This window comes from Solirubrobacter soli DSM 22325 (genome assembly GCF_000423665.1).
In the GTDB taxonomy this organism is placed as follows: domain Bacteria; phylum Actinomycetota; class Thermoleophilia; order Solirubrobacterales; family Solirubrobacteraceae; genus Solirubrobacter; species Solirubrobacter soli.
In genome coordinates this window covers 330,995-353,360 of sequence record NZ_KE384070.1, presented here as the reverse complement: position 1 = coordinate 353,360, position 22,366 = coordinate 330,995, and the positions used below count along the sequence as shown (strand labels likewise).

Below are 22,366 nucleotides of genomic sequence, written 5' to 3'. Positions count from 1 at the left end.
GCCGCGCCCGCGTCTCTTATTCCACAAGAGCCGCGGCGCAGGGGTCGCGGCACCGACAACGAGTGGAGAGGGGCTCCTCATGATCAAGACGTGAGCGCTGAGCATCGCCTCGCCGAGGTCGGCTACGACTTCTGGGAGGCGCAGTACCACCACGCGACCGCCGCGGGCTGCGGCGAGGTCGTCGCACTCGCCGAGGAGCGCGTCGCCGCCTCCGACGAGCTCGTGGCGGCGAGCCTCGTCGTCCTGCTGCGCGCCGGCTGCCGGCTTACCGCCGCGGCGGTGGGCGGCGGATGCGTCACTGGAGGGCACGCGCTCACGCGCGACGCCGCCATCGTCGTCCGGCTGCTGGACCGGGCGCTGGCCGCCCACGGCCGCGACAACGGCTACGACGTGGAGGCGTGGCGCGAGTCCGCCGTGACGTGCGCCTGGACGCTCGGAGATGAGGACGAGGGACCGGACATCACGCTGTTCGACGACATCATGCGCCTCGTCGGGGAGGTCGTCGTCGCCCTACCGCGCGACCGGCTCGGCGTACCGGAGTATCTATCGGGCGCGATCGGCCGCGCGCTGCTCGCCTACGCCGTGCTCGACGACGCCTCGCCCTGACTTGGTCGAACGTGATCGAACCTGATGCAATCGCCGCCGCGTTCGGTTGGCGTCGGCGGCCGCGGATGTTCGCGAAGCGGTCACGTTTCGCCGGGCGTGACGGCGAGCTCGAGCGGTTGAACGCCGCGCCGCGGCTCGTCCTGGTCGAGGGCGCCGCGGGCGTCGGCAAGACCGCGCTCGTCCGACACTTCCTCGCCCAGCACCCTGAACTGGTGGTGCTGCGCGCGAGCGGCGAACGCGCCGAGACCGGCATGGGGTTCGGCGTCCTCCGGCGAACCCCTGCGGCTGGCGCCGCTGACCGGCGACGAGTTGCGCCGGCTCGCGCGCCCGGGCAATCGTCATCAACTCACGTACCCAGCTCGCGCAACGCCTGACTGCGTAGGACGAAACGGGCGACGTTGTGCCCGAGGTTCTCGCCCGCGACCTGATCGATCCGCGTGTGGTTGCCGTTGTAGATGCGGCTGACGCTCGCCTCCTCCGCGGCCTCGGTGAAGCTCACGAACCCGCGCAGGACCCCGGGCAGCGCGGTCGAGTCGACCGTGAAGTCGAAGTCGTTGCCGTAGAGCGCGGAGAGGACGTCGGCGCCGGCGGCCGAGATCGCGCCGTGCGCGCCGGGGTAGGACGGATCGGGCGCGGTGTTCGACAGCGGCGTCCAAGCCGGGTCCGTGGTCGCGCGGATGGCGGTCACCGGACGCCAGAAGCGATAGGTGTACTTCGCGTCATAGAAGGCGATCACGGTGTCGGCGAACGTGAGGTTCAGCGCGGCGAACGTGCGCGCGTTCTCCGAGATGGTGCCGTGGTGGCCGAGTGCCGCGGTCTGCGCGATGCGGTTCCACGTCGCCCAGATCGGCGGGTTCCAGAACTGGCCGATCTGCGTCTGATCGGGCGTGCGGGTCGAGCCCGCCGCGACTCCGAGCGCCTTCACCTCGTCGATCGCCGCGGCGTACTTGGCGCTCGTCAGGGCGGGCGGGGCGGGCGGGCGGAACTGGTTCGCGCGGCGCAGGACGAACGGCCGCACCGCGGACCAGTGGGTGAAGGCGGGCGGGGCGAACGCGGGCGGCGTCAACTGGTAGTCGCCGGGCTGCGTGCCGGGCGTGAACGGCAGCGGCGCGGCGGTCGAGCCATCGTTCGCGCGTTCGCGTAGGAGCCGCGCCGCGGCCAGCTGGCCCACCTTGACGCCGAGCCCGCGGCGGATGCCGTTCGGGACCTGGTTGAGCGAGGTCGTGTACTGCTGGTCGATCGACGCCTTCAGGCTCGGATAGAGGACGACGAGCGTGTCGTGGGCGGCGGCGTCGACCGCGGCCGGGATCGACGCACCGCCGCGGCCGATCGAGACGACGGCGTCGTAGATCGCCTTGTGCATCACCGCCAGCTCATAGGTCGGCTGCACCGTCGCCGGCTGCTGGCCGGGCGTCGCCTGCACACCGAGCAGGAACCGGTTCCAGTCGATCACGGGGTCGCTGGTCGTCTGCGTCCGCGTGGCCGCGGGGCTCGCGGTCGGCACGGAGGCCAACGCGGCGCACGTCAGCGCCGCGACGCCGAGCGTCGCAAGAGTGTGTCTCACGTCGGGCTGCCTTTCCTGGGGAGGAAACGTCTACTACAGGCAGTAATACTACACGCTGTCGTTGATTCCGCGCGCGAGTTGCTCCAACGCTGCCCGCCGCTCGGGATCGAGGTCGGCCATCTGACGCGCGAAGTGCCCCAGCGCGACGTCCCCGAACGCGTCGATCACCGCCGCGACCTCCACCTGAGCCCTGAGGTCCGCGTACTCCTCCCGCGTGTGCACCGGGCGGTAGTAGTCCGTCTTCTCCTCCCGCCGCCGCGTCAACAACCCCTTGTTGTGCAGCCGGCCGAGCATCGTCATGTACGTCGTGTACGCCCGCGGCGCCTCAGCTTTGTCGTTGAGCGCGTCCATCACCGCCCGCACCGGCGCCTCGCCGAGGTCCCACAGGACCTCCATCGCCTCGGCCTCGGCCCCATGGACGGCGGGTGGCGGGGGTGTCGGTGGCATACGACAGAGCGTAGTAGGGGCGTGGTGCGCCGGCCTGGTCAACGGCAAGCACTACAGCTCGTGGTACTGGACACCCCTATCCGCTCTCGGCTGCCGTGATCGGTCTGAGGAACGTCCGTCTGCACTCCGAGGGAGGTGGGCGACATGGAGGTCCGCACAGGACCCTCACGTCGCCCACCCCCACCAACGCGCCAGTGCTAGGCCGTCAACCGAATACCGGCACGGCACCCAAACGCCACGCCGCCCACCGATGCCAGGCGCTACTACAACGAGACCGCGCGGCGCTCCGTCGCACTGATCCGGATCGCGTCGATCACGCCCAAGCTCGCGACCGCGTCGCGCGGGTCGACCGGGACCGGGCCCTCGCCGCGGACCGCCGCCGCGAACGCCGGGTAGTAGGTGTCCCAGCGGCCGCGTTCGCTCTCGACCGGCCCGGCCGCGCCGCCTCGCCGCAGCACGCCCCACCGCTCGGGCGGCTCGCTCCCCCACTCCGCGTCCGGGTGGCGGCCCGCGATCAGCGCGTCCTCCTGGCCGTCCATGCCCTCGACGGTGTATGAACCCGAGCTCCCCCGGACTCGGAACCGCGGCGCGGGTGCGCCCTGGCGCCAGTCGCCCGAGACGTGCGACGTCATTCCTCCGCGATGCTCGAGCACCGCGAAGAAGCGCTCGTCGAGGGGACCGTCGGCGTAGACCGTGGCGACCGGGCCGAAGAGCAGGAGCGCCTGGTCGATCAGGTGGCTGCCGAAGTCGAGCAGGATGCCGCCGCCGGCGGCGGGGACCGGGTCGGGCGAGAAGCGCTCGAACGCCGACTCGAACAGGGTCACCTCGCCCAACGCACCGCGCTCCAGCAGTCGCCGGATCGTCAAGAGGTCGGAGTCCCAGCGGCGGTTCTGGTAGACGCTCAACGCGACACCCGCCGCCTCGGCGGCCTCGACCGCGGTCAGTGCCTGGGCGGCGTCGAGCGCGAACGGCTTGTCGACCACGACCGCCAGGCCGAGCGCGATCGCCTCCAGCGCGAGCGGGATGTGGGTCGGCGCGGGGGTGGAGATCGCGACCGCCTCGGCGCCCGCGGCGGCGAGCGCTGCGAGGTCGTCGAAGGCCGCCACGCCGGGGTGGTCGCGCGCGAGCTCGGCACGGCGATCCGGGGAGCGGGTCACCACGCCCGCGAAGTCGACCCTATCCGCCGCGGCCAGCAGCGGCGCGTGGAAGATCCGCCCGCCGAAGCCGTAGCCGACGAGCCCGATGCGCGTGGACGTCATGTCCGGATCGTCGCACCTCGGGCACGATGCCCTGCGGCCGCAGCAGCATCATCAGCACCAGCAGGAACCCGTAGATGCCGGAGGCGATGAGCGAGAGGTTGAAGTCGAACCCGACCATGCTCGGCAGGTCGTACAGGACCTTCGGCAGCAGGTAGGTGTTGATCGCCGACAGGACGATCGAGCCGAGGACGACGCCCCAGATCGACCCCATCCCGCCGAGCACGACCATCGCGAGGATGAAGATCGAGAACGAGAACGTGAACTGGGTCGGGCTGACCGTGCCCAGGTAGGAGGCGAAGAACGCGCCGGAGAGGCCGCCGAGCGAGGCGCCGACGCCGTAGGCGGCGAGCTTGGTGCGCACCATCGGCACGCCCGCGCAGACGGCGGCGGCCTCGTCGTCGCGCATCGCGATCCATGCCCGCCCGAGCCGGGAGTCGCGCAGCCTGAAGTTGACGACCAGCGTCAGCGCGACCAGGCCGAGCGCGAACCAGTACCAGGGCCGCAGGTCCAGCGCGGAGAACGGTCCGAGGAACGGGAGGTCGATCTTGTCGATCGCCGACATGCCGTTCGGGCCGCCCGTGAGCGTGCCGCCGAACAGGTGGATGTCGCGGCCGTTGGCCGCGATCTCGCCGATGATCTCGCCGAACGCGAGCGTGACGATGCCGATGTAGTCGCCGCGCAGGCGAAGCGTGGGGAGGCCGATCAGGACGCCCGCGAGCGCGGTGATCGCGATCGCCAGGGCGGCGATCAGCAGGAAGTTCAGGTGGATGCCGCGGAACTCGGACCCGAAGTACGCGGCGACGTGCGCGCCGATCGCGAAGAACGCGACGTAGCCGAGGTCGAGCAGCCCGGCGAAGCCCACGACGACGTTCAGCCCGAGCGCCATGACCGTGTAGGCCGCGGCCAGCACGAGGTTGTTCAGCGTGTCCCCGCCGGGGTTGAGGAAGAGCGGGAGGACCGCGGCCGCGGCGAGCGCCAGGACCGCGCGCTTCATGCCTTATGGCGCCGGTAGTAGGTGCGGTTCTTGGTGCGGTTGCCGCAGATCGACATCGAGCACCACGCGGCCGAGCGGTTCTTGGAGCGGTCGTAGAACGCGTACTCGCATTGGCGACAGGCCTTCATCCGCGACCAGTCGCCGGCGAGCTGGGCCTCGTGGAGGATGCCGAGCAGCGTCGCGACCGCGCCGTCTACCCCGCGGCGCACCGGCGCCAGCGCCGTCCGGCCCTCGGCGTCGACGACGACCTTGAGCTGGGCACGCCCGGAGAGGGCGGCGAAGGCGTCCGGCTGCGGGTCGACGAGCAGCGCGCGGATCGCCTCGCGCAACACGCGCAGCCGCTCGACATCCGAGACCGTCTCGCGAGGTCCGATCAACCCCTTCGCGCGCAGCCACTCCGTGGCCTTCTCAGGCGTTCCGAGCCGGTCCCAGTCGTCGGGGAACTCGTGGTTGTGGGTGTTGACGAACCGCTGCAGCAGCTCGAGCCGCCCCGGCGCCTTGGGCCGGCCGCCCGGCTCGAGCTCCTCGCCGATCAGCCGCTTCTCGCAGTCCTCCATCCGCTGACCAGCATAAGCAGAATGCCGGTCAGTTGCTAGGTGCGTACGTGAGATTCAGGACGCCGAACGCGCTGCGGTACGCCGGCCGCGTGCTCGCGATCCTCGCGCCGGCGGCTCTCCCCCGCGCTCGCCGTCGCCGGGCACCACCCGGTGTTCTCGGTCGTCAGCGGACATGGCGCGCACGTACCTCGCGTCACTGCCGGCCGACCGGTTCCCGCACGTCGTCGAGCACGCCGATCACATCGCGGCGTCGGACCCCGAGGAGCGCTTCGAGCTCCTGCTCGACATCTATGTCGCCGGGCTCGCGATGCGCGCCTGAGACGGTCGCCGCGACGCGCCCGTCCTCGATGACGAGGATCTGGTCGGCGTCGCTGATCGTCGAGAGGCGGTGGGCGATCACGATCCGTGTGATCCCGAGCGCGCGCAGGTTGCGCTCGATCCGCGCCTCGGTGGCGGTGTCCAGGTGCGACGTCGCCTCGTCGAGGATCAGCACGCTCGGGCGGTCGAGCAGGGCGCGGGCGAGCGCGATGCGCTGTGCCTGGCCGCCGGAGAGCTCCGCGCCGCCGTTGGCCAGATTGGTGTCGTAACCGAGGGGGAAAGCGGCGATGTCGTCGTGCACCGCGGCGAGGCGGGCGGCGGCGACGATCTCGTGCCGCGGCGCGTCGGGGCGCCGGAGCGCGATGTTCTCCGCCACGGTCCCCGACAGCAGGAACGGGTCCTGGAGCACGACGCCGAGCCGCGAGCGCACCGACCGGAGATCGAGCTCGCGCAGGTCGTGGCCGTCGATGCGCACCTCGCCCTCGCTCGGCGCGTACAGGCCGGAGAGCAGCTTCACCAGCGTGCTCTTGCCGGAACCCGAGGGTCCGACGACGCCGAGCTTGCCGCCGGGCGGGAGATCGATGTCGACGTGACGGATCGCGAACGGGCTGCGGTGGGTGTGGCGGAAGCCGAGGTCGCGTGTGGTGAGCGCGCCGCGGAGCTTCGGCGCCGGCGGCTTGCGGTCCGGCTGCTCGGCCGGCGCGGACGCGAGGTCGCCGAGGTGCTCGACGACCGAGCCGATCTCGTGGAAGGCCTGCAGGTGGCCGGCGAGCGCGCCCATCGGCAGCAACGCCGCGGTGGCGAGGGCGGCGAGGCCGACGATCCTTCCCGTGCCGTCGGCGAGCGCCGCCGCCGCGAGCAGGACGACGAGCGGACCCGCGAGCCGCAGGGCACCGGTGACCGCCTCGGCGAGGGCACCGGTGCGGGCGGTGCGGCCGAGCGCGGCGAGCCGCCGCTCGTGCAGGTGTTGCCAGCGGCCGTACATGACCGGCTCGGCGCCCGCCGCCTTCACCCACCCGAGCCCGGTCACGACGCCGTAGAGCCAGCCCTGGACGCGCACCTGCGCGAGCAGCTCCTCGCGCCGCAGGCGGCGGCCGCGCAGGGCGAGCGCGGCGAGGATCGTCAGTTGGGTCGCGCCGAGCGCGAGGGTCGTGAGGCCGAGCGCGGGGCTCGCGACGATCAGGATCGCGACGTAGCTGAGCGCGACGAGCGTGTCGAGCACCGCGCCGACGAGCTGCGTGGCGAGCGCGTCGCGGACGACGTCCGTCGCGCTCAGCCGCGCCGTCACCTCACCCGCGCCGCGCCGCTCGACGAACGCCAGCGGCGCCCCGAGCAACCGCTCGACGAGACCGCCCGTCAGCTCCCGTCCGACGTGCTGCTGGAGCTTCGCCGCGGCGACACCGCGCGCGAACGACAGCGCGCCGACCGCGAGCGCGAGCGTGGCGACCGCGGCGAGTGCCTGACCGTTGTCGAGCGCCTCGCCCGCGACGAGGCGGTTGACGATCGCCGCCGTGGCGAGCGGAACCGCGAGGCCGGCGAGCAAGAGAGCCGCGGATGTCGCGGCGAGCGTCGCGACCACGCGGCGCGGGACGTGGAGCGCGGGCCCGAGCACGGCGTGCCAGGACTGCGTGCCCGGGCGCCACGATGCGGGCCGCGCGCGCTCGGGCGCGCCGTCGCGCCGCGCGCCGTCTTCGCCCGCGGCCACCGCCCGGGCGCGCGACTCGTCAGGCTCGAACGTCAACACGACCCCCGCGAAGGCGGCCTCGAAGGTCGCGAGCGGGACGCGGCGGCGGCCGAGGGTCGGATCGATCAGGTCGACGGCGTCGCGCCGCACGCGCTCGACGACGACGAAGTGACGGCCCTCCCAGTGCACCACGAAGGGCGTGGGAAGGGTCCGCGCGGTGTCGATGTCGGCGCGCAGCCCGCGGCAGCGCAGCCCGTAGCGCACGGCGCCGTCGCGCAGCTCGAGCGCGTTGAGCCCGTCGCGGCCGACGCCGAGCTCGTCGCGCAACACGTCGAGCGGCACCCCGCGCCCGTGGTGCGCGAGCACCATCGCCAGACACGCCGGCCCGCAGTCGCTCACGGTCGCCTGCAGAACGACCGGCACGCGCCGCAGCACCCGCGGGAGCCGTCGGCCACGAGACGCGGCGCCACGCGCCAGGCCGGCGCCACCGCGCGTCGCGCCCGCGCCACCGCGCGCCGCGCCCGCGGCGCCTCGCGCCGCGCCCACGCCGCCGCGCTTCACGCCGCGGCCCGCCGCGTGCGGGCGTCGTCGCCCCAGAACCACTCGACGTGGGCGGTCCGGCGCTGCTCGGCCAGCCATGCGTCGAACAGGCGGCGTTCGATCGTGTCACGGGTCTTCGCGTCCAGCACCGCCGGGCGGCGGTCGAGGACGATCGTGTGGCCCTCGAGCTGCAGGTTGCCCGCCCGGCCTTTGCGCACGCCGCCCGCGCGGCCCGCGCGGTGGGCGGCCACGATCGCCGCGAGCGGATCCGACGCCAGCAGCGCCGGATCGTCCACATCGGCGTAGGCCACCGTGACCACGTCGAGCTCATGACCATGCGACGCGAACCACTCGCCCACCGCATCGCCCGCGATCAGCGCCCTCAGCGCGCGGGTCCGGGCGAGGTCGTCGATCAGCTCGGCGAAGCGGCCCGGGGTCAGCGAGCGTTCCGCGAGCCACTGACGGGTCGCCTCCGCCGTGTGCAGGCCCTTGGCGCGCCGGAAGGCGTCGGCGGTCTCCTGCAGCAGCTCGTCGGAGACCGTGATCTCCCGCTCCTCGACCGCCTGCCCGATCAGGCACGCGTCGATCAAGCAGCGCAACAGCTCGGGGTCGTCGAACAACGCGTCGACCGTGGCCAGCGCGTCGGCGACCGCCACACGCACGCCGTTGACGGCGAGCAGGTCGAACTCGCGCGCCCGCGCGGCCCCGCGCAGCGCCCACGGCAGGCCTGGCCCGGCGGCGGCGGAGAGCGACAGCGTCACGCCGTCGGGCCGCCGGATCAGCAGCGCGTGCTGGATCGAGCCGTCGTACGCCTCGACGTCTGCGAGCAGGTGCAGGCGATGGTCCGGATGGCGCGCACGCAGCCGCGTGAGGGCGTCGTGGGGGTCGCCGGCGCTCAGCAGCTCGGCCGCCGCGTCGAGCAGCCCGGTGTCGGTGGTCGTCAACATTCATGCCTCCAGCAGGTCTGCGACGGCGGCGCCGATCGGCAGGCCGGTGGCGAGCTCGATCCAGAGGTACTGGCCGTTCGGGTTGATCTCGAGGAAGACGAAGCGGTCGTCCGGGGTCAGGACGAGGTCGATCGCGCCGTAGCAGAGGCCGAGCGCGCGCACGAGCGCGCGGCAGCGGTCCGCGAGCTCGCCCGGCAGGGCGAACGGCGTGATCGGGGTGCGGGCGTCGTCGTAGCGGCGCCAGTCCAGGCGCGTGTGGTTGGACGCCTGCGAGTGGATCGCGGCGGCGAAGACGCGCTCGCCGACCACCGTGACGCGCAGCTCGAGCCGCTTCTCCACGTAGGGCTGGACGAGCACCGGGCACAGGCGCAGGTCCTCGACGTGCACGAGGTCGCGCGGCCGGACGGGCTCGGTGTAGCGCACCAGGGCCTCGTCGCCGTCGGCGGTGGTCAGCCGCTGGCTCGGCGCGGCCCGCTTGGTGATCGTGCCCGGCGCGTAGAAGTCCAGGAAGGCGTCGGGATCGTTGGTGACGAGCGTCCGCGGAAGCTCGAACCCGAGCTGCGCGGCGAGGAGCAGCTGGCGCGCCTTGTGCGACGCGTGCGCGATCGCGTCCGGAGTGCCGGGCACGTGGCGCACCGGCAGCAGCTCCCAGAGGTCGGCGAGCACCGCCGCCGACTCGCGCTGGACGAACTCGGTCCCGTCCGGGTGCCCCGGGCGCCGGCGCCAGACCGTGCGCACCCGATCGAGCTCGACGACCTCGTCGCGAAACGCCAGCGTCCCGCCGACGTCTCCGCCCCCGACCGCGAGCGCGAGCGTCGCCTCGCGCGGGAACCACGCCGGGTCGAACCGCGCGACCTCAGCGCCGCGCGAGCGCAGCGCGGCCTCCACGCGGTCCGCGTGGGTGTCGTCGTCGCTGGTGACGATGAGGATCATCGGAACACCCTCCATGAGCCGGGGCCGTCCTGGCCCCGGCTCTCGGAACGGCTCAGTCGCAGTCGACGCCGCCCGAGATGTGGCACGTGCTGGCGACCGCCTGACGCGGCATCAGAGCGCCGACGACCGCGCGCAGCTGCTCGTCGTCGAGCTCGGCGCCCGGCTTGAGGTCCTCGATCTCGAGTCGCTTGTCCATGGTGTACTCCTTCGGTCGGGCGTCCCGCCAGTCGGAACGCACGCCGGGTTAGAGCGGTGGACCCGAGAGCTGATACATCACGCTGAGAAGCCGCTCCAGATCCTCATGAGACGTGTACGGCGCCACGGACACGCGCAGGAGGTTGCGCCCACGCCAGACGCCGACCGGAACCTCGATCCCGCGTGCGCGGAACTGCTCTTCCGTCACGTGCGGGGGAACCTCGGCCGCGACCATCTGGCGGACCAGCGAGACGTCGCCGGCCGGCGCCGGCAGGCGCGCATGGAGGTCCGCGGCAAGGCGGACGCAGCGCTCGCGCCAATCGCCCGCGGTGACGAAGTCGATCGCCGCCGGGACGCTCAGATACGCCGACAGCTCCGACGTCCCCGGCCACGCCACGCGCTCGGCGAGCGCCGGCTCGTCCCAGCCCCAGCTGACGACCAGCGGATCGATCGTCGCCTCGACCCCCGGACGCGTGTAGAGGAAGCCCGCGACCTTCGGCGCGCAGAGCCACTTGTGGCAGTTGCCGGCGTAGAAGTCGCACCCTAAGGTCGACAGTGAGAGTTCGACCTGCCCGGGTCCATGTGCGCCGTCGACGACGCTCAACGCGCCCACCGAGCGCGCCAGCGCGCACACCTCGGCCACCGGGAACACGAGCCCGGTCGGCGAGGTGATGTGGCTGATCGAGACCACCCGCACCCGCTCGTCGAGGCCGCTCTCGACCGCGGCGAGGACCGCGGCGTCGCCCGCCACCGGAAACCCGACGTCGCAGCGTCTCAGCTCGGCCCCGGTGCGTTCGCAGACCAACTCCCACAGCCGGTCGACCGCGCCGTACTCGTGGTCGGTCGTGAGCACGACGTCGCCCGCCCGCAGCGGCAGCGAGCGCGCGACCATGTTCATCGCGACCGTCGCGTTCGGGATCAGCGCGACGGCCTCGGCGCCGACGTACGCCGCCAGCGCCGCGGCCGCTTCACGCAAGAGCTCCGGCGCCCGCCGCACGAGGAACTCGGCGGGCTGCCGTTCGAGCTCGCGCTGCCAATCCTGGAAGACCCGCATCACGGGTTCCGGGCACGCGCCGAACGCGCCGTGGTTCAGGTACGTGACGCCCGGATCCAGAAGAAACATCCGGGCGCCACGGTACCCACCGGTTACGGCGTCGTCGTCGAGAGCGTGAAGGTCAGCGTCTTCGAGTACGTGCCGGTACGCAGCGCGTCGCCCGCGGCGATCGCCTGCTTGAACGGCACCGTCACGACCTCGTTGGAGGTCGGCGCGGACCACGTCTTGACGACGCCCAGGCCCTGCAGCGGCTGCGGCAGGGAGAACGTGCCATTGACGAGGCGGCCCGGGGCGACGGTGCTCGGGTCCGAGACCGTCAGCGCCGCGTCGCCGGCCGTGGAGATCACGGTGGCGGTGGTCGACGCGTCGTACGTCTTCGCCACGCCCGGCGTGAACGCGCCGAACGTCGCCGGAGCGCCGAGGGTCAGCGCGAGCGTCGCCGGCACCGTGCCGCCGGCGCTCCCCTCGACCGAGGTCAGGTTCGCGTTCGGGGCAGACGCCCACAGCAGCGCGCGGCCGAGCTGCGGCTGCGTGCCCTTGGAGTGCAGGCGGGTGACGATGTTGGTGCCGAGCAGGACGACACCGTTCTGCCCGCTCGCGCTCAGCGCGCGGACGATCGTCGCCTTACCCGCGGCCTGCGCCTGACCGTTGGTGTTGGTCGCGTTCGGCCGCCACCAACCGGACAACAGCGGATCGGCGGCGAACGACTGCTCGACGACCGCGTTCGACCCCAGGTTCGTGTACCAGGCGGGCTGGAAGATGAACGCCGTCGACTGCGCGCCGTTGGAGACCGGACCGCCGGCATTGACGACGTTCGCGACACCGCTGGCGAGCGAGACCGCCGCCGTGCCGGTCGCGGTCAGCAGGCCGCCGTTGGTGGTGAAGGCCGAGCCCGCCGTGCCGAGGCCGACGACGCCGCCGCCGCGGGCGAGGAACGCGTCGAGCGCGGCCTTGTTCGCCGCGTTGAGCGTCGACGGGTTCAGCGTCGCGCCGACGAGCAGCACGTCGACGTCGGACGTCAGCGTCGTGGTCAAGGTCGTCGCGGTCACGGCGCGGCCCTCGAAGCCGAGCGCCAGCAGCGTGTCCCGCACCTCCGAGCCGCCGTTGTAGGCGACGACGACCTTGTCCGCGATCGTCGCGCCGCTCCACGAGGCCGGCGCGGTCTTGAGCGTCAGCCCGCGGGCGGTCGCCTGCGCGGTCGCGGCGGCGCGCGGGACCAGCACCGAGCCGTCGGCCAGGCGCGTCACCTTCGTGCCCTGGCCGAGGATCGCGTTGATCGCGAGCACGTCCTCGGGGTCCTGCGGGTCCAGGACGACGTCGCCCGTGCCCGCCGGGACGACCGGCACCGACTCGCCGGCGGACACCCGGTCCGCCTGCACGGCGGGCAGGTCCTGCCACAGCGTGTCGACCGTCGCGCCCCACGTCAGCGCCTGGCTCCAGCCACCCGGGCCGGCGTACAGGTCGTCGACGCGGTCGGTCAGATCGATGCCCGGCTCGAGCAGCGAGTTGACCAGGCCGCGCTTGGGCTGGTGCATGTCGAGGATGTACGACCCGGCCGCGTACGACTTCCCACCGGCGGTGAACGCCGCCTTGGCCTGCGTGACGCGGCCGCCGGACGCGATCAGCAGGTCGACGAGGCGCTTGACCGCCGGAGCGGAGCGCTGGGCCGTGCCGGCCGGGATCACATACGAGCGCGGGAACGTCGTGCCGTACTTGTCCTCCTCGCCCCAACCCTCGACGTAGCCGACCGGGATGTCGCGCAACGGCTCGCCCGCCCAGCCGCGGCGGTAGACCTCGGCCTGGTCGAAGATGACCTGGCTGCGGTTGTCCTGGATGTACTTGAGCGAGGTCTTGATCGCGACCTCGTGGACGTCGGTGTCGACGTCGGCGCGGCGCACGCGGTCAGCGCCGTTGCCGGGCTGGAACGGCGCCTCGATCGTGTACGGGATCGAGCTCTGGAGCATCGCGAACGACGGCACGTAGATCGGCGGGAAGTCGTCCCACACGCCCGGTGCGTCGTCGCGGAACGGGATCCGCGCGCGCGTCACGTCCGAGTAGCCGAGCGCGGCGATGCCACGCTCGATGTTGAGCGCGTTCGGCAGGCCGTGCTTGATGTAGAGGTCGTACTCGTTGTTGACGTTGTGCGGCGGCGTCGACGGGTGCAGCAGCGTCGGGTTGACGTAGCCGTGCAGGTCGAGCGTGATGATCGGCTTGTACTGCACGATCAGGTCCGCGATCAGGCGCGCCTCGGGCTGCGAGCGGATGGTCAGGTCGCGGTTGAGGTCATAGCCCGCGGCGTTCGCGCGGGTGTTCGCGACGCGCCCGTCCGGGTTGGACGTGACGTTGAAGATGATCCGGTTGCGCTGCAGCAGCTGCTCGACGGCGGGGTCGGTGCTCGTCGCCCACTGCTCGATGACGCGGATGATCGCGTCGGTGCCTTCCTTCTCGTTGCCGTGGATGTTGCCGTTGACGAAGATCGGCGTCTTGTAGCCCGCGAGCAGGTCGGCGTCGGTGCGCGCCCGGGCCGGCTCGTCCTCGATCAGCTGCTTCCACGCTTCCTGCTGGGCGTACTGCGCCGGCGTCTCGGGCGCGGTCACGACCACGGCGTAGAGGTCGTAGCCGCCGGACGACTTGCCCGCCACGCGCGCGGAGACGCGGTCGCTCGCGGCCTGGAGCGCGTTCAGCTTCGGCGCGATCTCGTCATACGGGATGTCGCCGACGTTGGCGGAGGCGTCGTTTGGGTTGTCCGGCCAGATCGGGAGGACGTTCTTCTGCGGGAAGCCGTCCGCGGCCTGCTCCAGCGTGGCCTGCGGGGTGAGAGCGGTGGGCGGCGTCAACGACCCGGCGGCGGACGCCGCGACCGGCGCTGCAAGCCCGCCGACGACCGCGGCGGACGCCGCGAGCCGTACGAGTCGCCTGGACAAATAGGGCACGGAGCCAGTTACCTCCAAGATGAAATTCACGATGTCCTCATCCTTGGCACACGTCGCGGCCCAATGTCAACTTTTCTGATCGGGTAACAGGAAATTAGGGTGTGGAGATCCGTCAACGCCCCGTGATCCACGCGACAACAGCACTTGCGTGGTCGTCGCGGCGGCGACGTCGGCGGCCACGCGCCCGCGGTTGAGCACCACGATCCGGTCGGCGAGCTCGAAGCAGAGCGGCAGGGCTCGGCGCCCCGCCGCCGCGCGCGCTCCCCGTCGGCCCGCTCGTCTTCGAGGACTTCCCGGCCATGAGCGAGGAGCGCAAACGGCGGCGCGAGCACAAGCAGTAGCGCGCGCTCACCTTCCGAGGTCAAACGAGCTGGTCGACGATCTCCGTCTTGATGCGGGCGACGTTCTCGCTGCGCTCGGCGAGCGTCTCGCCCAGGTTCCAGTCGGGGACGATGAACTCGTCGTAGCCCGCGTCGGCGATCCGGCCCAGCTGGTCGACGACCTCGTCGACCGAGCCCGTGAGGCTGACCCGGCCGGGCGGCGGGTCCGCGCCGAGGGAGATCAGTGCGTTCGTACTGGAGCGGATCGTCGCCGGATCGCGCCCGACGTCCTCGCACGCCTCGGCCAGCCGTTGCCGCAGCGGTCCGGCGGTGTCGGCGTCGGCCCAGGCGTTCCATTCGTCGGCGTGCCGGGCGGTGATGCGCAGCATGCGCGGGCCCTTGGCACCGACCAGGATCGGGAGCCGCGGCTGGACGGGCTTCGGATCGCACGGGGCGTCGACGACCTCATAGAAGCGACCGCGAAAGGTCGTGCGCTCGTTCGTGAGCAGTTCCCGGACGACCTGCACGGCTTCCTCGAACCGGCTGACGCGCGACGTGAGGTCGAACCCGTAGGCCGCATGCTCGTTGAGCTGCCACCCGGCGCCGATCCCGAGCACCATCCGACCATCCGACACGTGGTCGACGGTCGACGCGCGGTTGGCGAGCAGCGCCGGATGATGGATCGACGTCGGCGAGACCAACGTCCCGACCCGCGCCCGCCGGGTCACCGCCGCCACGGCGGGCAGCACGCCCCAGACCTCGTGCAGGTCGCCGCCCGCGGTCTGAACCGTGCCCGTGTCCGGCATGTAGTGGTCCGCCAGCCAGACACCATGCCAACCGGCGGCGTCGGCCTGCCTGGCCAGTTCGATCACATCGCCCGGCGGGTGGCCGAGGCTGGGCCAAAGGGAGAATCGCACCGCCCCAACGCTACGACACGCCTGTGAGCTCGGTCGCGGCGACTTCACTATGCGCGTCGACAGGATTAGAGTCAGGGCGTGTCGACCAAAGGGACGGTCGAGGAGCTTCAAAAGTCGCCTGAGCGATGGGCATTCCTGCTTCGACTCGAGTCCGGTGAAGGCGTCAACGTCGAACTCCGGGGTGATGCCCACGGAACGCTCCGCGACGGCGATGTCGTAGAACTGCAGCAAACCCGCGTCCTCCGCTCCCACGACGTCGTCGTCGCCACGCGCGTCCGGAACGAGACGTTGCGATCTTCGGTGACGGCGACGCCGCCAGGGTGGTCGAAGCGGACTGCGACGTTCCTCGTGCCGCCGAACATCTGGGCCCCGCTCGGAGGGTTCGGCGGCGCCGCGTTCACGCTGTTGGTCACGTCCGCCCGCGGGAACCCGTCGACCCCGCCCCCGACGCCGACGCCGACCCCGGACGCGTCGCATACCCCGAGCCCATCGGCAACGGCCACCTCGAGTCCGCTACCGACAGCTTCCGATCAGGGTGCGAACTCGGCGATCGTCCCGTGGGTCGTGATCGGCTTGACGCTCCTGATCGCAACCGTCGCCTTCGCGACGCGGGCGAGGGTCACCCACGGAGAGCCTTCGGCGCCACCCGCGAGACCCGCGGAATCGACCGTGGCCCGGTTCGTCCTCTACGTCGCGCTCGGCGGCCTGGCGGGTCTCGTGCTCCGTCTTCTACTCGGCTGACGAGCGCTCAGTGGTCCTCAGGCGGGTAGGGCGAGCCGCGCCAGCGCGCGGCGCGTTCGGCGAGCCGGTGGGCGGGGTTGCCGGCGAGGAGCGACCGGTAGATGTCGGTCTCGTTGACGTCCTCGCCGATGACGTAGACCGCGAAATCGGGCGTCGGCGTGAACAGCTCGCTCCAGTCGTACTCGGCGAGGATCGGGACGGCGGCCTGGCAGAGCGTCTCGAGCGGGTCGGCGAGGTGGTGCATCGTGCACGCGCGCACGGCCGCCCGCTGGACGTCCTCCGGCGGGTGCGCGCCGCCCACGACACCGTCGGCCCTCGAGTGCTGGAGCCACCACAGGTATTCCTCGAGATCCTCGTCCGGGTCGTCGATCAGGCGCCGCCGGTCTCGTTCCCGCCCGAGGAAGAGCAGTGGGCACAGCTCCGTGACGGCGACGGGGTAGGGCACGACGGCGAGCGCGAAGAACTCGTCGGAGGCCTTGACGCCGGCTTTGCGGCAGTCCTCGGCCACGCCGTCGATCGAGGCCTGCGCCAGCGCCTCGGCGAACCCCGTCAGCGCGTCGGGCCACGGCCGATCGAGTCGCTCCCACACATCGAGGCCGCTGTCCGCGCGCCGCACGAGCCGCACGCCGAGGTCGTCGTGGATGACGTCGAGCCGCCCGCCGATCGGGTCGTCCCCTCTCCAGGCCGCCGGGTCGAGGCTCGTGAAGCCGGTCGACTCCTCGATCGCCACGAGGCGCGCTCGACGACATCGACCCATCCAGGGATCCCCGTCTGAGTCAGCCACCGCTCGAGGCGGACGTCGCGCGGACCCACCAGCACCACGCGCCCCTCGGCGTCCAGGCCCGCCCGCCGGCGCGGGAACCGCCCAACACCGGTGGCGTCCACCCCAGGCGCCCACAGGCGCTCGGCGGCCAACGGCTCGGGCCGGTGCCCGGCCCACCCGCCAGGCACCTCCACCCACTGACGCACCAGTGGCGCGATCGTCCTCAGATCCACGGTCACGCGCCCCTCATCGGCGCACCGCGTGGATCCCGTGAGCGACCGCGGGCCAGGCGGGCACATATCGCTTGCGAGGACGGTGCGAGTGCCGTGTGAGCGTGCTGCGAGCGGCGCTGCCGAAGCTGATCCCATGACCACCACCGCCCCGACCCGCTCGCACACCTACACGTCGCTCCGCGCCGCGTGGATCCCGCTCGCCGCGCTCTGCCTGGCCTTCTTCGTCGAGATGGTCGACAACACGCTGTTGTCGATCGCGCTGCCGACGATCGGCCGGGACCTCGGCAGCGACACCACCTCGCTGCAGTGGGTCACGGGCGCCTACGCGCTGACCTTCGGTGGTCTGCTGCTCACCGCTGGATCGGTGGCCGATCGCCTAGGACGCCGGCGCGTACTCCTGGTCGGACTCGCCGCGTTCGGCCTCATGAGCCTGTGCGTCGTCTTCGTCACCACCACCGGCGAGTTGATCGCCCTGCGCGCCGCGCTGGGCATCTCCGCGGCGGCCATGGCGCCGATCACCAACTCGCTCGTCTTCCGGCTCTTCGACGACAAGGCGCTGCGCATGCGCGCCATCACGGTGATGATCGTCGTCGGCATGTCGGGCTTCATCCTCGGCCCGCTGCTCGGCGGCACCGCGCTGGCTCACGTGCGCTGGGAGTGGCTGCTGCTCGTCAACGCGCCGATCGCGCTGATCGCCGCCATCGGCGTGCGACTCGGCGTCGCCGCCGACCGGCCGGAGGACCTGACCCACGATCGGCTCGACCTGCCGGGCGCCGTGCTGAGCGTCGCGACCATCGGCCTGGCCTGCTTCTCGCTGACCAGCGGCGTCGAGCACGGCTGGCTCTCCGCGCCGACGGTCGCCTCGGTGCTCGGTGCCGTGGCCGCGGGCGTCGGCTTCGTGCGCCACGAGCGCCGCACCGCGTCGCCCATGCTCGATCTGAAGCTGTTCTCGAACGGCACCGTCCGCGGCGCCGCCATCGCGCAGGCCGGCACCGCGATCGCCATGGCCAGCGTGATGTTCGGGCTGATCCTGCACTTCCAGTACGCCTACGGCTGGAGCCCGGTGAAGGCGGGCCTCGCGAACCTCCCGATCATCGTCACCATGCTCGTCGCGACGCCGCTGTCCGAGACGCTCGCGAAGCGCTACGGCCACCGCATCGCCTGCCTGATCGGCGCCGGAGCGCTCGCCGCCGCGCTGGCCGGCCTCTCGTGGGGCGTCGACAAGGGCTACCTCCCCATCGCGATCTCGATGGTGCTGATGACGATCGGCCTGCGCACCGTCATGACGATCTGCGCCGTCGCGCTCGTCGACGCGATGCCGAGCAACCGCACCTCCATCGGCGCCGCGCTCAACGACACGGCGCAGGAGGTCGGCACGAGCATCGGCACCGCCGTCGTCGGCACACTTATCGCGGTGCTGGTCACGACCAAGCTGCCCGCGGGCACCTGGAGCGCCGACCTCGTGACCTCGTTCTTCCACGGCGAGCGGATCACCTACGGCGTGCTCGCGGTGATCGTCGGCCTGGTCGCGGGCCTCGGCGCGCTGACGCTCACCAACTCGCACGCCGTCGAAGAGCCGGCGATGGCCTGAGGGCGATCCCTACGCCTCGTAGGCGGCGCGGGTCAGCTCGTCGAGCTGCTCGCGCTCCTCGCGGCGCAGGCCGCCGATGACACTGGCCAGCGCCGCCTGGCGCGCGCCGCTCGACGCCCCGGACAACGTCCGCCGGATGCTGCCCGACAGGTACTCGGCCTCGCTCATCCGCGGCGTGTAGACGTACCCTCGGCCTTCGCGCGCCCGGTCGAGCAGCCCGCGCTCCGCCAGTCGGTTGAGCACGGTCTGGACCGTGTTGTAGGCGCCCTGGTAGCGGGCGGGAAGCTCGGTCCGGACCTGTTCGACCGTGCCGGCACTGAGGCGCCACAGCGCCGCCATCACCTGCCCTTGGAGCTCGCCCGCGATCACCGGCGAATCGGCCACTCGCGCAGTATGCCGGACCTCCTACACCCTGTCGAACCTAAAGGGGCCTGACCCCTTTATGTCAGCGAAGCGTCTGCGCCGCGTCTGCGGGCGGTGATGTCGTCGCCTTCGCCGATGTTCTCATCCTCGACTCAGGGAGACCCAATGGCGCAGTCCACTTCGTCCCACCGCCGGCGGTTCACGCGTATCGCCGGGCTCGCGGCCGCCGGCGTCCTCGCCGCCGCGGCGCCGGCGTTTGCCGACGACGGCCAGATCCTGCGCGAGAACTCGCCGGACGCGATCCCGGAGAGTTACATCGTCGTGCTCGACCAGGACACCGGCGGGCAGACGACGAACTCGGTGATCCGGGAGCTCAGCGACGAGCACGGCGCGGACGTCGACCACAAGTTCACGAGCTCGGTCAAGGGCTTCTCCGCGGAGATGACGCGCGAGGAGGCGCTCGAGCTCTCCACCGACCCGGCCGTCGCGTTCGTCGAGCAGAACCGCACGATCGACGCGCTGACCGACCAGCCGAACCCGCCCTCGTGGGGCCTGGACCGCATCGACCAGCGCGCGCTGCCGCTCAACAACACGTTCAGCTACCCGGACACGGGCGGCGCGGGCGTGACCGCGTACATCATCGACACCGGCATCCAGACCACCCACGCGGCCTTCGGCGGCCGCGCGAGCTGGGGCACGAACACGGTCGATGCCACCAGCTCCGACTGCAACGGCCACGGCACGCACGTCGCCGGTACGGTCGGCGGCGCGCCTTACGGCGTCGCCAAGAACGTCAAGCTGGTCGCGGTCAAGGTGCTCGGCTGCTCCGGCAGCGGCACGACCGCGGGCGTCGTCGCCGGCATCGACTGGGTCACCGCCCAGCACGCGGCGGGTCAACCGGCGGTCGCGAACATGAGCCTCGGCGGCGGCGCCAGCACGGCGCTCGACCAGGCCGTCCAGCGATCGATCGCCGACGGTGTCACCTACGCGATCGCCTCCGGCAACAGCAACGCCAACGCGTGCAACGCCTCGCCCGCGCGGGTGCCCGAGGCGATCACCGTCAACGCCAGCACGAACACCGACGCACGCGCCTCGTTCTCGAACTTCGGCACCTGCACGGACATCTTCGCCCCGGGTCAGGACATCACTTCCGCCTGGATCGGCACCAACACCGCGACGAACACGATCAGCGGCACCTCGATGGCGACCCCGCACGTCGCGGGCGCCGCCGCGCTGCTCCTCGCCGCCACGCCGCAGGCGTCACCGGCGGCCATCGCCACCGCGCTGAAGGCCAACGCGACCGCCGGCGCGATCGCCAACCCCGGGACGGGCTCGCCGAACCTGCTGCTCTTCACCGGCGCCACCGGCCCGCAGCAGCCGCCCGCCTGCGCCGCCGCGACCAACAACGCCGACTTCGCGATCCCGGACCTCGGGACCGCGAGCTCGCCGATCACGGTCACCGGCTGCGCCCGCAACGCCTCGGCGACCGCCAAGGTCACGGTCCACATCGTGCACACGTTCCGCGGTGACCTGGTCGTCGACCTCGTCGCCCCCAACGGCACCGTGCGCAACCTGCTCAACCGCTCCGGCGGCAGCGCCGACAACGTCGACCAGACCTTCACCGTCGACCTGTCGGCCTTCCCCGCCAACGGCACGTGGAACCTGCGCGTCCGCGACGCCGCCGCGGCCGACACGGGCCGCATCGACGCCTGGACGATCGAACCCTGAGCTGACGGGGGTGGGTGACACGAGGGTCCACGCTGGACCTCGACGTCGCCCACCCCCTATCGGCTATTCCCGGCGACGCCAGAGCAGCGCGCAGGTGACCGCGGCGGCGAGGGCGAAGAGCGACACCGAGAAGAGCGTGCTGCCGAGCCGGACCGGGACGTCGGAGGCGTCGGTGATGTCGAGCGCCTGGGCCGTGGTGATCGCGGGCGGGCCGTTGAGGGGCACGGTGACCAGTGCCGTGGCGGCGAGGCCGAAGACGGCGATCGTGCGGCTGCGGACGAGCGGGCGGCTGAAGAGCGCGCCGAGGCCCGCGCCGGCCAGCGCGCACAACACCGTGGCGAGGAGACAGTCGGCGAGCTCGCCGAGCGTCGGGTCGGTCTCGAAGCGGCCGGTGACGGTGGGGAACGCGACGACGAGGACGCTGACGGCCACCGAGTAGGCGGCGACGGCCAGCAGGCGGCCGAGGATGAACGCCCGCGGGCCGGCGGCGACGAGGAGCACGTGGCGGTCCGCGTCCCCCTGGGTGTTGAGCAGCGCGAGCACGCCCCAGCACATGCACGGGAACGTGAAGGCGGCGACGGTGCCGGCCGTCGAGAGGACCGGGTTCGGCGGCTGGGCATAGAGCACGACGACGCCCGCGGTCAGCAGCAACATCGGCGCGACGAACCGCCGCGACCGGAAGTGCTCGGCGAGCAGGTAGCGGGCGACGGCGTTCACGGCTCCTCGACCTCGATCCGGACACGTCCGTCGCCGAGCGGCTCGACGCGGCGCACGTGCGCGCCGCGCGCGAGCGCCTCGCGCAACACGCGATCGGAGACGGCCGCGGCGACGACGCGCGCGGTGGGGCGGGAAGTGGGCGCGGCGGGCGGCCGCGCGGCGGGGCGCGACGTGGGCGTGGCGGGCGTGGCGGGCGGGCGCGCGGCGGGGCGCGACGTGGGCGCGGCGGGCGTGGCGGGCGGGCGCGCGGCGGGGCGCGACGTGGGCGCGGCGGGCGGCGGCGCGGGCGCGGCCTCGGGCGACGTGGGCGCGACGGTCACGCGGCCGTCGTCGACGAGCCATCGGAGCCCGGCTTGCGGGCGCGTCTGGCCCGCTTCGCTGTGGTCGCTGAAGACCACCGCGGCGCCGTCGGCGGCGCGTTCGCGCACGACGTCCGCCAGCGTCAGGCGCGCGCCGGCGTCGAGGCCGCTGAACGGTTCGTCCAGCACGAGCAGCCGCGGCGAGCCGGCCAGCGCCTGCACGAGCACGACCTTCTGCAGCGAGCCCTTGGACAGTGCGGTCATCCGCTCGGCGAGGAGCGACCCGAGGCCGAGCCGCTCCGCCAGCGCGAGGGCATCGCCGGGCGGTGTCCTGCGGATGCGCGTGTGATGCCGCAGGTACTCCTCCCCCGTGAACGGCGGCGCCACCAGTCGCTCGGGCGCGTAGCCCACGGCGACATCGCCCGCGACCCGGCGGCGGCCGCGACTCGGCAGCGACGCGCCGGCGAGCAGCCGCAACAGCGTCGACTTGCCCGCGCCGTTGACGCCGCGCACCTCGACGACCGCGCCGGCGTCGACCGCGACGTCGACGCCCCGCAGCACCCACGGCCCGTCCCATCGGTAGCGCTTGGCCACGTCCGTGAGCGAGGTCACCGCAGCCATGGCGTCCCAAGGTACCGGTGGCCCGCCGCGCGCGAACGCGGC

At 72.5% G+C, this 22,366-nt stretch carries 20 protein-coding genes; 4 read left to right on the top strand and 16 right to left on the bottom strand.

Annotated elements, in window-relative coordinates; all coding sequences use genetic code 11:
• Nucleotides 1-90: 90 nt before the first annotated feature.
• Together G569_RS0134575 and G569_RS66575 are read left to right on the top strand one after the other, a co-directional pair.
• Entirely contained in the window at nucleotides 91-606 is a 516-nt protein-coding gene (locus G569_RS0134575; RefSeq protein ID WP_028066809.1) for a hypothetical protein, read from the top strand.
• Nucleotides 607-671: 65 nt separating this feature from the next.
• Nucleotides 672-980 carry an ATP-binding protein gene (locus tag G569_RS66575; protein ID WP_371683502.1) on the top strand — a complete coding sequence of 103 codons (309 nt, stop codon included), beginning with the start codon at nucleotides 672-674 and terminating at the stop codon, nucleotides 978-980.
• Here G569_RS66575 and G569_RS0134565 read toward each other — a convergent pair.
• From G569_RS0134565 to G569_RS0134500, 13 genes are all read right to left on the bottom strand, one after another.
• Nucleotides 953-2,170, bottom strand: a complete 1,218-nt coding sequence (locus tag G569_RS0134565; protein ID WP_028066807.1) for a vanadium-dependent haloperoxidase — start codon at nucleotides 2,168-2,170, stop codon at nucleotides 953-955. The two genes, G569_RS66575 and G569_RS0134565, sit on opposite strands and share 28 nt — an antisense overlap.
• Nucleotides 2,171-2,218: 48 nt before the next feature.
• Nucleotides 2,219-2,617, bottom strand: a complete 399-nt coding sequence (locus G569_RS54010; RefSeq protein WP_084286029.1) for a BlaI/MecI/CopY family transcriptional regulator — start codon at nucleotides 2,615-2,617, stop codon at nucleotides 2,219-2,221.
• Between the two features lie 263 nt (nucleotides 2,618-2,880).
• On the bottom strand, nucleotides 2,881-3,876 hold the full coding sequence (locus G569_RS0134555; protein ID WP_028066806.1) for a Gfo/Idh/MocA family protein: 996 nt from the start codon (nucleotides 3,874-3,876) through the stop codon (nucleotides 2,881-2,883).
• Nucleotides 3,794-4,870: a branched-chain amino acid ABC transporter permease gene (locus G569_RS54005; protein ID WP_053227416.1), complete on the bottom strand. Its 1,077-nt coding sequence runs from the start codon at nucleotides 4,868-4,870 to the stop codon at nucleotides 3,794-3,796. Before G569_RS54005 ends, G569_RS0134555 begins: the two co-directional genes overlap by 83 nt.
• Nucleotides 4,867-5,427, bottom strand: a complete 561-nt coding sequence (locus G569_RS0134545; protein WP_053227415.1) for a CGNR zinc finger domain-containing protein — start codon at nucleotides 5,425-5,427, stop codon at nucleotides 4,867-4,869. Before G569_RS0134545 ends, G569_RS54005 begins: the two co-directional genes overlap by 4 nt.
• A 193-nt stretch (nucleotides 5,428-5,620) precedes the next feature.
• Nucleotides 5,621-7,852, bottom strand: a complete 2,232-nt coding sequence (locus G569_RS54000) for a peptidase domain-containing ABC transporter (RefSeq protein ID WP_169542305.1) — start codon at nucleotides 7,850-7,852, stop codon at nucleotides 5,621-5,623.
• A 134-nt stretch (nucleotides 7,853-7,986) separates the two neighbouring features.
• Complete coding sequence (locus G569_RS0134535; protein ID WP_028066804.1) at nucleotides 7,987-8,916, bottom strand: TIGR04500 family putative peptide maturation system protein; 930 nt, start codon at nucleotides 8,914-8,916, stop codon at nucleotides 7,987-7,989.
• Entirely contained in the window at nucleotides 8,917-9,849 is a 933-nt protein-coding gene (locus G569_RS0134530) for an MvdC/MvdD family ATP grasp protein (protein ID WP_037501175.1), read from the bottom strand.
• Nucleotides 9,850-9,901: 52 nt separating this feature from the next.
• Entirely contained in the window at nucleotides 9,902-10,045 is a 144-nt protein-coding gene (locus G569_RS63280) for a hypothetical protein (RefSeq protein ID WP_157592518.1), read from the bottom strand.
• A 48-nt stretch (nucleotides 10,046-10,093) separates the two neighbouring features.
• Nucleotides 10,094-11,167 carry an aminotransferase class V-fold PLP-dependent enzyme gene (locus G569_RS0134520; protein ID WP_028066802.1) on the bottom strand — a complete coding sequence of 358 codons (1,074 nt, stop codon included), beginning with the start codon at nucleotides 11,165-11,167 and terminating at the stop codon, nucleotides 10,094-10,096.
• 23 nt (nucleotides 11,168-11,190) lie between these two features.
• Nucleotides 11,191-14,061: a M14 family zinc carboxypeptidase gene (locus G569_RS53995; RefSeq protein WP_211233167.1), complete on the bottom strand. Its 2,871-nt coding sequence runs from the start codon at nucleotides 14,059-14,061 to the stop codon at nucleotides 11,191-11,193.
• A gap of 331 nt (nucleotides 14,062-14,392) precedes the next feature.
• Nucleotides 14,393-15,268, bottom strand: a complete 876-nt coding sequence (locus G569_RS0134510) for an LLM class flavin-dependent oxidoreductase (protein ID WP_028066801.1) — start codon at nucleotides 15,266-15,268, stop codon at nucleotides 14,393-14,395.
• A gap of 748 nt (nucleotides 15,269-16,016) precedes the next feature.
• Nucleotides 16,017-16,739: a hypothetical protein gene (locus G569_RS0134500; RefSeq protein ID WP_028066799.1), complete on the bottom strand. Its 723-nt coding sequence runs from the start codon at nucleotides 16,737-16,739 to the stop codon at nucleotides 16,017-16,019.
• Nucleotides 16,740-17,138: 399 nt separating this feature from the next.
• On the opposite strand from G569_RS0134500, the gene G569_RS0134495 reads away from it, so the two are divergent.
• The gene (locus G569_RS0134495; protein WP_028066798.1) at nucleotides 17,139-18,596 is read left to right on the top strand and encodes an MFS transporter; all 1,458 of its coding nucleotides are present in this window, start codon (nucleotides 17,139-17,141) and stop codon (nucleotides 18,594-18,596) included.
• Nucleotides 18,597-18,605: 9 nt separating this feature from the next.
• On the opposite strand, the gene G569_RS53990 is transcribed toward G569_RS0134495, so the two are convergent.
• The gene (locus G569_RS53990; RefSeq protein ID WP_053227413.1) at nucleotides 18,606-18,980 is read right to left on the bottom strand and encodes a BlaI/MecI/CopY family transcriptional regulator; all 375 of its coding nucleotides are present in this window, start codon (nucleotides 18,978-18,980) and stop codon (nucleotides 18,606-18,608) included.
• Between the two features lie 144 nt (nucleotides 18,981-19,124).
• On the opposite strand from G569_RS53990, the gene G569_RS0134485 reads away from it, so the two are divergent.
• Nucleotides 19,125-20,687, top strand: a complete 1,563-nt coding sequence (locus G569_RS0134485) for a S8 family peptidase (RefSeq protein WP_053227412.1) — start codon at nucleotides 19,125-19,127, stop codon at nucleotides 20,685-20,687.
• 63 nt (nucleotides 20,688-20,750) lie between these two features.
• Here the strand turns inward: G569_RS0134485 and G569_RS53985 are convergent, their stop codons facing one another.
• Nucleotides 20,751-21,404: a hypothetical protein gene (locus G569_RS53985; RefSeq protein ID WP_028066796.1), complete on the bottom strand. Its 654-nt coding sequence runs from the start codon at nucleotides 21,402-21,404 to the stop codon at nucleotides 20,751-20,753.
• Nucleotides 21,401-22,324 carry an ATP-binding cassette domain-containing protein gene (locus tag G569_RS59585; RefSeq protein ID WP_053227411.1) on the bottom strand — a complete coding sequence of 308 codons (924 nt, stop codon included), beginning with the start codon at nucleotides 22,322-22,324 and terminating at the stop codon, nucleotides 21,401-21,403. The genes G569_RS53985 and G569_RS59585 overlap by 4 nt, the downstream gene beginning before the upstream one ends.
• Nucleotides 22,325-22,366: the final 42 nt, after the last annotated feature.